Below are 11,933 nucleotides of genomic sequence, written 5' to 3'. Positions count from 1 at the left end.
AGCGATGACCGACCATACCGTCAAGTCCTATGACCGCGACCTCGAGTCGCTGGGACGTCGCATCTCCGAGATGGGCGGCGTTGCCGAAAAAATGCTGGCCGAGGCGATGGACGCGCTGTCCAACCTCGACGTCGAACTGGCCAAGCGAGTCGTCGCAAGCGACGCGCGGCTCGACACGCTTCAGCGCGAGATCGAAGAAAGCGCCGTCATGACGATCGCGCGGCGGCAACCGCTGGCGATCGATCTGCGCGAATGCATCGCCGCGATCCGCATCTCCGGCGACATCGAACGGATCGGCGACCTCGCCAAGAACATCGCCAAGCGCACGCTCAAAATCGCCTCCGAGGCGCGTCTGCCGCGCGCCATCGTCGGCCTGAAGTCGATGCACGAAATCGCCGCCACGCAGCTCAAGGACGCGCTCGACGCCTATGCGCTGCGCGACGAGGAGCGCGCCCGCACCGTCTGGATGAACGACGCCGATCTCGACGCGCTGGAAGACTCGGTGTTTCGCGATCTTCTCACCTTCATGATGGAAGATCCGCGCAACATCTCCTTCTGCACGCATCTTCTGTTCTGCTCGAAGAATCTCGAGCGCATTGGCGATCACACGACCAACATCGCCGAGACTGTCGTCTATCTCGTGACAGGCGAATCCATGCCGCTCGAGCGCCCCAAGGCGCGGCCGGGCGTTCTGGGCGCAGGGGGCGACGCATCGCATGAGTGACGCGACCACCGCGCCGACCGGCGCCCGCGACGGCAAGAGCGACCGCGCCCCGAGGATTCTCGTCGTCGAGGACGAGGTCCCGCTCGCGACTCTGCTGGTTTATAATCTGGAGGCCGAAGGCTATCAGGTCGAGCACGTCGATAATGGCGACGAAGCCGAGCTGCGCATCGCGGAGTCGCCGCCCGACCTGATGCTGCTCGACTGGATGCTGCCGGGCGTCTCGGGCCTCGAAATCTGCCGGCGCCTGCGCGCGCGCGACACCGCCCGCGACATGCCGATCATCATGTTGACGGCGCGCGGCGAGGAGGCCGAGCGCGTGCGCGGGCTTTCTGTCGGCGCCGACGACTATGTGGTGAAGCCGTTCTCGACGCCGGAGCTGATGGCGCGCGTGCGCGCTTTGCTGCGCCGCGCCCGGCCGGAGCGCGTCGCCTCCAAGCTGACGCTGGGCGACATCGACCTCGACCGCGAGACGCGCCGCGTGCGCCGCTCGGGCCGGGAAATCCATCTGGGCCCGACCGAGTTCCGGCTGCTCGAATATTTCATGGAGAAGCCCGGCCGCGTCTTCACCCGCGCCCAGCTCCTCGACAGCGTCTGGGGCATGTCGGCGGAGATCGACGAGCGCACGGTCGACGTGCATGTCGGACGGCTTCGCAAGGCGCTCATCCGCGGCCGCGAAAAAGACCCGATCCGCACCGTGCGCGGCTCCGGCTATTCCTTCGACGAGACCTTCGGCCGGGAGTGACGTCGGCCGCAGCCGATCGCGCGCCCGCGCTTTATCAAGCGTAACGCGGCGCCCTGAGCTGATCGCGCGCGCGACGGCGATCCTGCGCCGGCTGATAGGCGATACGGGCGTGATGCGCGCAATAGGGCCCGCCGCCGATCGGGGATTTGCCGCCGCAAAAGCGGAACTCGGGCGACGTCGGATCGCCCATCGGCCAGCGGCACATCGACTCGCGCAGCTCCATGATCGTCACGCGCTCGGACATCGGGACGACGACGTCCGTATCCGGCGTCACGCGCGCCACCACGACCGTCTCGGGCGCGAAGGCGAGGGCGACATTGCCGTGCACGGCGTGCCCGCCGACGCGCGGCGCCGCCGCCACGGGGGCGGAAACCGCCGCCTGGCGCGACGCCGGCTTTGCGGCGCGGGGTCGCGGCGCGCTGGCCGTCTTGGCGCGCTCGGCGAGGCCAAGACGGTGAATCTTGCCGATCACCGCATTGCGCGTGATGCCGGGACCAAGCTCCGCTGCGACCTGACTCGCGCTGAGACCGTCGCTCCAAAGCTTACGCAACAGCTCGACGCGTTCATCGGTCCAAGACATTTTGACCTCCAAGCGGCCGGTTTGAGCGCGCAACCGGACAGAATCCACCCGCCCTCGCTGCGCCGGAGCGAACCAGCGGCGACGTCGCGCGCATCGAAACTCGAGGGACGCCAGGCGGAAACAACGCTACCGCGCCGGCGGGAAAAACTTAACAAAACCTTTGAATCACGGGCAAGAGTCGCTGGCAAGCCAAAGGGCGCGTTCTGCACAGCCTTTCTGAGCGCATTGTGCGCAGAGTGTTGCCGCGACGACTCACTCCGCGCCGGAGTTGGAACGAAAAAACGCCTCTGGCGCGCCAGCCAAGTTGGCTGCGACGTTAGGATTTGACCGAAACAGCGCGCCCGCATAAAATCGCCTTCTCAAACTGCCGCCCCGAAAGGGCGGCGCTTTGTTTTTTGGCCCGACCGCCAAACGGCGGATCTGTTGGCTTGGAGCATAATTTTGACATCTGCGCTCTATCCGACTTATGCGCGCGCCGACGTCGCCTTTACGCGGGGCGAAGGCGCATGGCTGTTCGCGGAGAATGGCGACCGCTACCTGGATTTCGCTTCAGGAGTCGCTGTGCTGTCGCTTGGCCATGACCATCCGCATCTCGTCGAAACACTCAAGGCCGCCGCTGAAAAGCCCTGGCACGTCTCCAATCTCTTCCGCATCCCCGAGGCCGAGCGTCTCGCGGAGCGCCTTGTCGCCGCCACTTTCGCCGAAACGGTCTTCTTCGTGAATTCCGGCGCCGAAGCCGTGGAATGCGCCATCAAAACCGCCCGCAAATATCATGCGGCGAATGGCCAGCCGGAACGCTACCGCCTGATTACCTTCGAGGGCGCCTTTCACGGGCGCACGCTCGCGACCATCGCCGCCGGCGGCAATCCGAAATATCTCGACGGCTTTGGCCCGCCGCTCGACGGCTTCGACCAAGTCCCCTTCGATGATCTCGCAGCCGTCGAAGCCGCCATCACCGAGGAAACCGCGGGCGTGCTGCTCGAACCCGTGCAAGGCGAGGGCGGTCTGCGCGTCTTCCCGCATGAGTTCCTGCGCAAGCTTCGCGCTTTGTGCGACGCGCGCGGCCTGCTGCTGGTGCTGGACGAAGTTCAATGCGGCGTCGGCCGCACCGGAAAATTCCTGGCCTGCGAGCACTCCGGCGTCACGCCCGATATTGTCGCGCTCGCCAAGGGGCTCGGCGGCGGCTTCCCGCTCGGCGCTTGCCTCGCCACGCGAGAGGCGGCCAAAGGCATGACGCTCGGCACGCATGGCTCGACCTTCGGCGGCAATCCGCTCGCGACCACAGTGGGCGCCGCCGTGCTGGACGTGGTTCTCGCCGAGGGCTTTCTGGCGCGCGTCGCCGCCTTGGGCGGCCATCTTCGCCAGCGCCTCGCCGAGCTGCACGACCGCCATCCGCGCGTGATCGAGGCCATTCGCGGCGAAGGGCTCATGTTCGGCGTCAAGACGCGCGTTCCCAATGGGGAATTCGCCGCCGCCGCGCGCGCGGAAGGGCTCCTCCTTCCCATCGCCGGAGACAATGTCGTTCGCCTGCTCCCGCCGCTCATTATCGACGAGAGCCATATATCGGAGGCATTTGACCGCCTCGATCGGGCCTGCGCGCGTTTCGCCGCGAAAGCCGAGCAATTGGGGGCGGCATGATGACCGCGCACACCATGACGCGGCCGCGTCATTTTCTGGATATCTGCGATCTTCCCGGCCCAGAGCTGCGCCAGATCCTCGAGCTTGCCAAAACCCTCAAAGCCAAGCGCGTGAAGGGCGTGCCGCCCGTAGAGCGCCCGCTCGCCGGCAAATATCTGGCGATGGTTTTCGACAAGCCGTCGACGCGCACGCGCGTCTCGTTCGATATCGCCATGCGCGATCTCGGCGGCGAGACGATCATGCTCACCGGCGGCGAGATGCAGCTCGGCCGCGGCGAGACCATCGCCGATACGGCGCGCGTGCTGTCGCGCTTCGTCGATGCGGTGATGATCCGCATTTTGTCGCATGAAGATTTGACCGAGCTTGCCCGCCACGCGAGCGTGCCAGTCATCAACGGGCTGACCAAGCTCTCGCATCCCTGCCAGATCATGGCCGATCTGCTGACCTTCGAGGAGCGCCTCGGCCGCATCGACGGCAGCACGGTCGCCTGGGTCGGCGACTCGAACAATGTGCTGGCGAGCTGGGTGCACGCCGCCGCGCGCTTCGGCTTTACCATCAATGTCGCGACCCCGCCCGAGCTCGCGCCGCCGCAAGCCCTCCTCGATTGGGCCAAGGCCAATGGCTGCGCGATGAACGTCACGGCCGACGCTTACGCTGCGGTCGCCGGCGCGCAGGCCGTCATCACGGATTGCTGGGTCTCCATGGGCGATGAAGACGAGGACTTCCGTCGCAGGGTTCTTGCGCCATATCAGGTCGACGCCAAACTCATGCGCGCCGCCGCCAAGGACGCCATCTTCATGCATTGTCTGCCGGCCCATCGCGGCGAGGAAGTGACAGACGAGGTCATGGACGGACCGCAATCGGTTGTTTTCGACGAGGCCGAGAACCGCCTCCACGCCCAGAAGGGCGTGCTCGCCTGGTGCCTCGCGCCGGGAATTTATTGATGCAGGAGGCGCCGAGCCGGCCGGTATCGAAAGAGGCGCGCGACGATCGCGTGACGCCTTTCGCCGTCGAGGCGCTCGATCTGCGCGGGCGTCTCGTGCGTCTCGGGCCGACGGTCGACGCGATCCTCGATCACTATGACTATCCGCCGCAGGTGGCGCGCCTGCTCGGCGAAGCCATCGCGCTTGCGGCCTTGCTCGGCTCGATCCTGGAGTCGCATGGCCGTTTCCAGTTGCAGACGCGCAGCGACGGCCCGGTCGATATGCTGGTCGTCGACTATGACGCGCCGGGCAAGCTGCGCGGCTTCGCCCGCTTCGACGCCGCGCGCCTCAGCGAGATCACCGACCCCGCGCCGGCGGCGCTGCTGGGGCGTGGGCATCTCGCCTTGACGATCGAACGAGAGGAAGACGCCGCGCGCTATCAGGGCGTTGTGCCGCTTGAAGGCGAGAGCCTGGCCGAGGCGGCGCACACTTATTTCCGCCAGTCCGAGCAAATTCCCTCTTTCGTGCGCCTCGCCGTCGCGGAAGTGGTGACGCCGCAGGGCCGAAGCTGGCGGGCGGGCGGATTATTGCTGCAATATCTGCCTGTGGCCGGCGCGCGCGTGCGCGATCTGGCGCCGGGCGACGCGCCCGACGATGGCGAGATTGCTTTAGAAGAGCAGGACGACGCCTGGATGGAGGGTCAGGCGCTCGCCGGGACGCTCGAAGACCACGAACTCGTCGACCCCTCGCTCTCCGGCGAGCGGCTGCTCTATCGGCTGTTTCATGAGCGTGGCGTGAAAGTGTTCAACGAGCGCGCGCTCGAAGAATTCTGCCGCTGCTCGACCGAGCGCATCGAGCGGCTGCTGAAAAGCTTCACGCCGCAGGAGCGCGCCGACATGGTCGGCGACGACGGGCGCATCGGCGTCACCTGCGAATTCTGCGCGACCTTCAGAAGCTTCGATCCGGCGGATTTCGATTAGTTTTTCGGCGCCGAATGCGCCTCGCAAGGGCAGGCGCCGGAGTTCGTGCAAGACGAGCGCCTCAGATCATCGACTTTTCTCTCGCCCCGCGCCGTCTCCTTCAGCTCACAGCAGCCGCAGGGACATTGCTCGATCGCCGCGAGAGCCGTGGCGACGCCGGCCCGCACCACGACCTGCCCGCACTCGTCGCGCACCCGGATGAGGGCGCCGGGGCACTCTGGAAAGCGCAAAGCCAGCGTCTCGACATGGCGCCAGATCGCCGCGCGGTCCGAAATCTCGATTTTCTCGGCGAGAAGCGGCGTCTCGCCTCCTCGAGAATATTCGAACGTAAATGCGGACATCAAAGCGCTCCTGATGAAAAAAATGCAGTGACGCCTCCTTAAAAGCACATAACGACAAAAATGTAATTGCGCAGCGCAGCATCGCTCTTCAAAGCGAATTCTAAAGAAAATTTCATTCCAGCGTTTTGACTTTGAGAGAAACTTAGCTGCTGGCATTCGACCAAGTGGAAGCGCTCAGACAAATCGGAAGGCGACCACGCCAATTTTTCCTAACCGCCATGGTAACGCAACGCCTCCACCACCAAGGCGAAGGCCGGCGTAGGCTGGCGCCGGCTCGGGTAATAGAGGTGATAGCCCGGAAAGGGCGGGAGCCAATCGGCGAGCACCCGGATCAGTTCGCCGCGCGCAAGCGGCGCCTCGACCATATCTTCTGGGAGATAGCCCAGTCCGTAGCCCGCACGCGCCGCGTCGAGGATCAGCCGCAGGCTGTTGAAGGCGAGCTGACCGTCGACGCGCGCCTTCACCTCGCGCCCGCCCTTCTCGAACTCCCAGGCGTAGAAACCCCCATAGGTCGGCAGGCGCAGATTGATGCAGATGTGCTCGGTCAGCTCCTGCGGGCTTTTCGGCCGTTTGCGCCGCGCGAAATAGGACGGCGCGCCGACGACCGCCATGCGCGCGTCCGGCCCGATGCGCACCGCGATCATGTCCTTGGCCACCTGCTCGCCGAAGCGCACGCCCGCGTCGAAACGCTCCGCGACAATATCGGTCAGCGCCTGCTCGACGGCGATCTCGATCTTGATGTCGGGATAGCCGGCCACGAGCTTGGCGAGCGCCGGCCACAGGATGGTTTCGGCGGCGTGCTCGCTGGCCGTGATGCGGATCGCGCCCGCGGGCTTGTCGCGCAAGTCGCTCAAGCCCGCGAGTTCCAGATTGATCTCGTCGAAACGCGGCCCCAGGGCGTCGAGCAGGCGCTCGCCGGCCGCCGTCAGCGCCACGCTGCGCGTCGTGCGCGCGAGTAGACGCACGCCCAGGCGCTCCTCGAGCCCGCGCACCCCATGGCTCAGCGCCGATTGCGAGACGCCGAGCTTCGCCGCCGCTTTCGTGAAGCTGCGCTCCGAGGCGACGGCGACGAAGCCGAAAAGATCATGGGCGTTCTGCCGGAACATTCATGAACCTCATTCATAAGCGCATGCGGATATAGCTCCCTAATGAGGCGACGGTCCAGGTGTTATCTCCGGCGCAGAGGCGTCCCCGCCCGCGCCGTTGGAGAAGACCCGCAGATGACGATCAAAGCTTTCGGCTATGCCGCGCATTCGGCGACCACGCCGCTCGTTCCGTTCCACTTCGAGCGGCGCGACCCGCTCGCCGACGATGTGACGATCGAGATCCTTTACTGCGGCGTCTGCCACTCCGACCTGCATCAGGCGCGCAACGACTGGAACAACTCGATCTACCCAATGGTGCCGGGCCACGAGATCATCGGGCGGGTCGTGGCGGTCGGGCCGCAGGTCACGCGTTTCAAGGTCGGCGACCATGCGGGCGTCGGCTGCATGGTGGATTCATGCCTCACTTGCGAGCCTTGCGAGCAGGGACAGGAGCAATTTTGCAACTGCGTCCCGACCTTCACCTACAACGCGCTCGACAAGAACGGACAGCCGACGCAAGGGGGCTACTCCGACCGCATCGTCGTCAAAGAGCGCTTCGTGGTGAAGATCCCCGATGGAATCGACCTCGCGGGCGCTGCGCCGCTGCTCTGCGCGGGGATCACGACCTATTCGCCGCTGCGCCACTGGAAGGTCGGCCCGGGGAGCAAGGTCGCAGTCATTGGCCTGGGCGGGCTCGGGCATATGGCGATCAAGCTCGCCAAGGCGCTCGGCGCGCGGGTCGCTTTGTTCACCCGTTCGCCCGGCAAGAGCGAGGACGCCAAGCGGCTCGGCGCCGACGAGATCATTCTCTCGACAGATGAAGCGCAAATGGGGGGCGCCGCGGGCAAGTTCGATCTCATCATCGACACCGTGCCCTCCATTCACGATCTCAATCCCTATCTGCCGACGCTCGCCATCGACGGGACGCTGGTGCTCGTCGGCTATCTCGGCGGGCTCGAACCCGCGCTCGGCACGGTTCCCTTGATCATGGGCCGCAGATCCGTCGCAGGCTCGCTCATCGGCGGCATGGCGGAGACGCAGGAGCTTTTCGACTTCTGCGCAAAGCACGGCGTCGTGTCGGATGTCGAAGTGATCAAGATGCAGGACATCAACGAAGCGTATGAGCGCATGCTGAAGAGCGACGTGAAATATCGCTTCGTCATCGACATGGCGTCGTTGAAGGCGTAAGGCGCGAATTCGAGGAGTGCAGACATGCAAAAGCGCAAATTAGGCGCGAGCGGCCTGGAGGTCTCGGCCATCGGTCTCGGCTGCATGGGGATGACCGGCGCCTATGGCGCGCCCAAAGATAAGCGCGAGATGATCGCGCTGCTCCGCACGGCGGTCGAGCGCGGCGTGACTTTCTTCGACACCGCCGAGATCTATGGCCCTTTTGCAAATGAGGAGCTTGTCGGGGAGGCGTTGTCGGAGCTGCGCGCGGATTTAGTAATCGCGACGAAATTCGGCTTCGCCGTCGACCCCAACGGCAAATGGCCCTGGACCGGTCTCGACAGCCGCCCCGAGCATATTAGGGACGTCGTCGAGGCGTCGCTCAAAAGGCTCAGGATCGAGGCGATCGATCTTCTCTACCAGCATCGCGTCGACCCCAATGTGCCGATCGAGGATGTGGCGGGCGCGGTGAAGGACCTCATCGCACAGGGCAAGGTCCGGCATTTCGGTATGTCGGAAGCGAGCGTCCAGACGATCCGCCGCGCGCATGCCGTGCAGCCGGTGACGGCGTTGCAGAACGAATATTCGCTGTGGTGGCGACAACCGGAGGCGGAGATCCTCCCGATCCTAGAGGAGCTGGACATCAGCCTCGTCGCCTACAGCCCGCTCGGGCGCGGCTTCCTCACGGGGCAGATGGACGCAAGCACGACCTTCGACGCCAAGGATATGCGCAGCGGACTGCCGCGTTTCGAGGCCGGGGCGCTGCAGGCGAACCAGGCCCTCATCGCGCTGATCCGCGCGGTCGCGGCGCGTAAAAATGCGACGCCGGCGCAGATCGCCCTCGCCTGGCTCCTCGCGCAAAGGCCGTGGATCGTCCCGATCCCCGGCACGACGAAACGCGCGCGCCTGGAGGAGAATCTCGCGGCGGCGGAACTGGAGCTGACGGCCGACGATCTCGCAGAAATCGACGCGGCGGCGGCGCAGATTCCCGTGCAGGGAGACCGTTATCCGGAGCATCTGGAGCGGATGACGGGCGGCTGAGGCCACACTCTATATGATCAGCGTGGCTTCGTTGAGGCTGCTCATGCAGCCTCAACGCGCCTGACCAATCAGCGATTATGGGTAGAATAAATCGGTTAGACCCAGACGTCTCCTACGAGGTCCGCTTGATTGGGCCGGTGTCATTCCCGACGCTCGCTTGAGCGAGCGATCGGGAATCCAGAGCCAAACCAGCGCTTTTGTGGCTCTGGATTCCCGGTCGGGCTTTCAGCCTGCCGGGAACGACAAGTCCCCATGTGAGCTATTCAACCGGAAACCAGCCGCCGGGCGAGGCGCCGCTGCGTCCTCGCCTGAAGCCTCGAACTCGACGTAGCCAGTGACTACGTCAATTTGACGCAGGGCGCCTCTTATCCGCACACTCTGCGCAATGACCAGACTTTAACCAATAACAACGCATGTTCTTCGGGCGGTTCGCTTTTCTCGTTCGCTTTCGAGATTTGAGGCATGACGCCGACGACCCCGGCCGGTTCCACTCCGGCATTACCCCTCTCGTCGCAGCCTTGAGGCCGCCGTGCACGCCAGCATGAGGGCTCCGGCTGGCCCCGCGTTTTTCGTAGTGCTCGAGCGTGCAAAACCATGAAGAGAATTACGCCGACTAACAGGGAAGTCTTCTTTCCGGCGGACGAGATTATCGTCTCCAAAACCGACACCAAGGGGCGTATCACCTACGCCAATGAAACATTTTGCAAGATCGCGGGCTATAGCGAAGCCGAGCTCATGGGGCAGCCCCACAGCATCGTCCGCCACCCCGAGATGCCACGCGCGGTCTTCAAGCTCTTGTGGGACACGCTTTTCGACGGTCGCGAGATATTCGCCTACGTCAAGAACATGACCAAGGACGGCGATTACTATTGGGTATTCGCGCACGCCACCCCTTCCTATGACAAAAATCGAAACCTTGTCGGATTCCACTCGACCCGTCGGGTTCCCAACCGCAACGTCGTCGAGAACGTCATAACCCCGCTCTACGCCGCGATCCTGAGCGAAGAGCAGCAGCACCAAAACGGGCAGAAACAGCTCGCCGCCGGCTTCGACTTCGTCGTCAACTTCCTCCAATCGAAGAACACGACCTATGACGCGCTTATTTTCTCGCTTTGAATCTTCCGCCCTAGGAAAGACCGCCATTATCGCTGCGGCGAGCGCATCGGCGTCCGCGGCGCTGGCCGGTTTTTTCGGCGCATATACGCTTGAACATGTCGGGGCCGTCGCATCGGCGGCGTTTGGCGTCCTCTCGCTCATCGCGCTTGTGAAGAACGACAGGGCGCACGCGCGCGTGATAAACAAGATTGCGACAGTCTGCGGGGAGGCCGCCAAAGGGAACTTCGAGGCGCGGATTACTGACATTCAAGAGATCGGCGGCGAAGCGGATGCGCAGCACAAAGTGAACGACATGATCGACCGCTCCGACGCTTTCGTGCGCGAGGCGACGGCAAGTCTCGCAGCCGTATGTCGCAATGTCTATTACCGGCGCATCTTTCTGGAGGGTCTGGACGGCGCGTTCCGCAACGCCGCCGAGGTCATCAACGATTCAGTGAAAGCGCAATCGGCCGTCGAGGCGGCGCGGGCCAAGGCCGCGGCGGAGCAGACGCAAATCGTCGATGAGCTGGGACAGGGATTGAAGAGCTTGGCCGAAGGGGATCTCACGGCCCGGCTCCAAAATTTCCCCGGAACATATCGCAGTCTCGAGCAGGATTTCAACGCAGCGGCTGGCCAGCTCGAAGGCGCTTTGACGGGTATCATCGGCGGCGCCGATATGCTCTGCTCGACAACGCGCGAAATCACGAGCGCGGCGAATGATCTGGCGCGCCGCACCGAGCAGGCCGCCGCTGGCCTTGAAGAAACCGCCGCGGCGATCCACGAGATATCGAACACCGTCGTCAAAACCACAGAGGGCGCACGCCAGGCCCGGGAGACCGTGTCGCACGCCAAATCCGAGGCCGAAAAGAGCAACGAGATTGTCCGCGGCGCGATCGATACGATGAGCCGCATCGAGAAGTCGTCACAAGACATCGCCCAAATCATCGGGGTGATCGACGAGATCGCCTTCCAGACCAATCTTCTGGCGCTCAATGCGGGAGTGGAAGCGGCGCGCGCGGGCGACGCCGGCAGAGGGTTCGCCGTCGTCGCCGCCGAGGTTCGCGCGCTTGCGCAGAGATCGGCGGAAGCGGCGAAGGAGATAAGGGGACTTATTTCGGTCTCGTCGGACGACGTCCGCGTGGGCGTCGAAAGGGTGACGCAAACCGGGAAGGCGCTCGAGCGCATTGTCGCCGAAGTGGTGCGAGTCAATCAGATCATCGCCGAAATGGCGTCAGGCGCCTCCGAGCAGTCCGCAGCGATCCAGCAGATCAACATCGCAATCGGACAGATGGATCAGGATACTCAGAAGAACGCCGCGATGGTCGAGGAAACCACTGCGGCGACCCACAATCTTCTGCAGGAGACCGAAGGTCTTGTTCGTTCCGTGCAAGACTTCAAGGTTACGCAAAATCTCGCTGCGCGGGCGTCGATCCCTTCCGCTGCGCGGAAATCAGCCACCGTCGCGTTGAAGCACGTTGCATCGGCTGGCGGCGCCGCGGTTCGAAAGCTCGCCGCCGACGCGAAGGAGAGCGGCTGGGAGGAGTTCTGAGGGCGCAGTCAGCTCAACGCAGTGAGGCCGGAAGAGATGTTAGGAGCTGTGGCCACGCGAGCTTGTGC

12 protein-coding genes are annotated in these 11,933 nt (G+C 64.4%); 9 read left to right on the top strand and 3 right to left on the bottom strand.

Going from position 1 to position 11,933, the window contains the following annotated elements; all coding sequences use genetic code 11:
- Nucleotides 1–4: 4 nt before the first annotated feature.
- Both phoU and phoB read left to right on the top strand, forming a co-directional pair.
- Nucleotides 5–724, top strand: coding sequence for a phosphate signaling complex protein PhoU (gene phoU / locus QMG84_RS00180; protein WP_281929598.1), 720 nt, complete (start codon nt 5–7; stop codon nt 722–724).
- Nucleotides 717–1,466 carry a phosphate regulon transcriptional regulator PhoB gene (gene phoB / locus QMG84_RS00175; protein ID WP_202071076.1) on the top strand — a complete coding sequence of 250 codons (750 nt, stop codon included), beginning with the start codon at nt 717–719 and terminating at the stop codon, nt 1,464–1,466. Before phoU ends, phoB begins: the two co-directional genes overlap by 8 nt.
- Nucleotides 1,467–1,500: 34 nt before the next feature.
- On the opposite strand, the gene QMG84_RS00170 is transcribed toward phoB, so the two are convergent.
- A complete protein-coding gene (locus QMG84_RS00170) occupies nt 1,501–2,046 on the bottom strand; it encodes a GcrA family cell cycle regulator (protein ID WP_281929595.1) in 546 nt (181 codons plus the stop codon).
- 441 nt (nt 2,047–2,487) lie between these two features.
- Between QMG84_RS00170 and QMG84_RS00165 the strand changes: the two genes are divergently transcribed.
- The 3 genes from QMG84_RS00165 to QMG84_RS00155 are packed head-to-tail and all read left to right on the top strand — an operon-like array spanning nt 2,488 to nt 5,587.
- Nucleotides 2,488–3,684, top strand: a complete 1,197-nt coding sequence (locus tag QMG84_RS00165) for an aspartate aminotransferase family protein (protein ID WP_281929593.1) — start codon at nt 2,488–2,490, stop codon at nt 3,682–3,684.
- Nucleotides 3,684–4,628, top strand: a complete 945-nt coding sequence (argF, locus tag QMG84_RS00160) for an ornithine carbamoyltransferase (protein WP_281932067.1) — start codon at nt 3,684–3,686, stop codon at nt 4,626–4,628. The genes QMG84_RS00165 and argF overlap by 1 nt, the downstream gene beginning before the upstream one ends.
- Nucleotides 4,628–5,587: an Hsp33 family molecular chaperone gene (locus QMG84_RS00155; RefSeq protein WP_202071079.1), complete on the top strand. Its 960-nt coding sequence runs from the start codon at nt 4,628–4,630 to the stop codon at nt 5,585–5,587. The genes argF and QMG84_RS00155 overlap by 1 nt, the downstream gene beginning before the upstream one ends.
- Here the strand turns inward: QMG84_RS00155 and QMG84_RS00150 are convergent.
- Complete coding sequence (locus tag QMG84_RS00150) at nt 5,584–5,928, bottom strand: hypothetical protein (RefSeq protein ID WP_281929591.1); 345 nt, start codon at nt 5,926–5,928, stop codon at nt 5,584–5,586. The genes QMG84_RS00155 and QMG84_RS00150 overlap by 4 nt on opposite strands.
- Nucleotides 5,929–6,137: 209 nt before the next feature.
- A complete protein-coding gene (locus QMG84_RS00145; RefSeq protein WP_281929590.1) occupies nt 6,138–7,034 on the bottom strand; it encodes a LysR family transcriptional regulator in 897 nt (298 codons plus the stop codon).
- 114 nt (nt 7,035–7,148) lie between these two features.
- On the opposite strand from QMG84_RS00145, the gene QMG84_RS00140 reads away from it, so the two are divergent.
- From QMG84_RS00140 to QMG84_RS00125, 4 genes are all read left to right on the top strand, one after another.
- Nucleotides 7,149–8,201, top strand: coding sequence for an NAD(P)-dependent alcohol dehydrogenase (locus tag QMG84_RS00140; RefSeq protein ID WP_281929589.1), 1,053 nt, complete (start codon nt 7,149–7,151; stop codon nt 8,199–8,201).
- Between the two features lie 24 nt (nt 8,202–8,225).
- The gene (locus tag QMG84_RS00135) at nt 8,226–9,221 is read left to right on the top strand and encodes an aldo/keto reductase (RefSeq protein ID WP_281929587.1); all 996 of its coding nucleotides are present in this window, start codon (nt 8,226–8,228) and stop codon (nt 9,219–9,221) included.
- A 594-nt stretch (nt 9,222–9,815) separates the two neighbouring features.
- On the top strand, nt 9,816–10,337 hold the full coding sequence (locus QMG84_RS00130; RefSeq protein ID WP_281929584.1) for a PAS domain-containing protein: 522 nt from the start codon (nt 9,816–9,818) through the stop codon (nt 10,335–10,337).
- Nucleotides 10,312–11,865: a methyl-accepting chemotaxis protein gene (locus QMG84_RS00125; protein ID WP_281929582.1), complete on the top strand. Its 1,554-nt coding sequence runs from the start codon at nt 10,312–10,314 to the stop codon at nt 11,863–11,865. The genes QMG84_RS00130 and QMG84_RS00125 overlap by 26 nt, the downstream gene beginning before the upstream one ends.
- Nucleotides 11,866–11,933 lie beyond the last annotated feature (68 nt).

Origin of the sequence: Methylocystis iwaonis (genome assembly GCF_027925385.1) — a bacterium.
GTDB classification, from domain to species: domain Bacteria; phylum Pseudomonadota; class Alphaproteobacteria; order Rhizobiales; family Beijerinckiaceae; genus Methylocystis; species Methylocystis iwaonis.
The sequence above is the reverse complement of the archived record's forward strand: the minus strand, read 5'-3'. Positions and strand labels throughout refer to the sequence as shown.

What these genes read in the sequence shown, in the direction of transcription:
- phoU (WP_281929598.1), top strand. Translation starts at nt 5, where the DNA reads ATGACCGACCATACCGTCAAGTCCTATGACCGCGACCTCGAGTCGCTG.
- phoB (WP_202071076.1), top strand. Translation starts at nt 717, where the DNA reads ATGAGTGACGCGACCACCGCGCCGACCGGCGCCCGCGACGGCAAGAGC.
- QMG84_RS00170 (WP_281929595.1), bottom strand. Translation starts at nt 2,046, where the DNA reads ATGTCTTGGACCGATGAACGCGTCGAGCTGTTGCGTAAGCTTTGGAGC.
- argF (WP_281932067.1), top strand. Translation starts at nt 3,684, where the DNA reads ATGACCGCGCACACCATGACGCGGCCGCGTCATTTTCTGGATATCTGC.
- QMG84_RS00155 (WP_202071079.1), top strand. Translation starts at nt 4,628, where the DNA reads ATGCAGGAGGCGCCGAGCCGGCCGGTATCGAAAGAGGCGCGCGACGAT.
- QMG84_RS00150 (WP_281929591.1), bottom strand. Translation starts at nt 5,928, where the DNA reads ATGTCCGCATTTACGTTCGAATATTCTCGAGGAGGCGAGACGCCGCTT.
- QMG84_RS00145 (WP_281929590.1), bottom strand. Translation starts at nt 7,034, where the DNA reads ATGTTCCGGCAGAACGCCCATGATCTTTTCGGCTTCGTCGCCGTCGCC.
- QMG84_RS00140 (WP_281929589.1), top strand. Translation starts at nt 7,149, where the DNA reads ATGACGATCAAAGCTTTCGGCTATGCCGCGCATTCGGCGACCACGCCG.
- QMG84_RS00135 (WP_281929587.1), top strand. Translation starts at nt 8,226, where the DNA reads ATGCAAAAGCGCAAATTAGGCGCGAGCGGCCTGGAGGTCTCGGCCATC.
- QMG84_RS00130 (WP_281929584.1), top strand. Translation starts at nt 9,816, where the DNA reads ATGAAGAGAATTACGCCGACTAACAGGGAAGTCTTCTTTCCGGCGGAC.
- QMG84_RS00125 (WP_281929582.1), top strand. Translation starts at nt 10,312, where the DNA reads ATGACGCGCTTATTTTCTCGCTTTGAATCTTCCGCCCTAGGAAAGACC.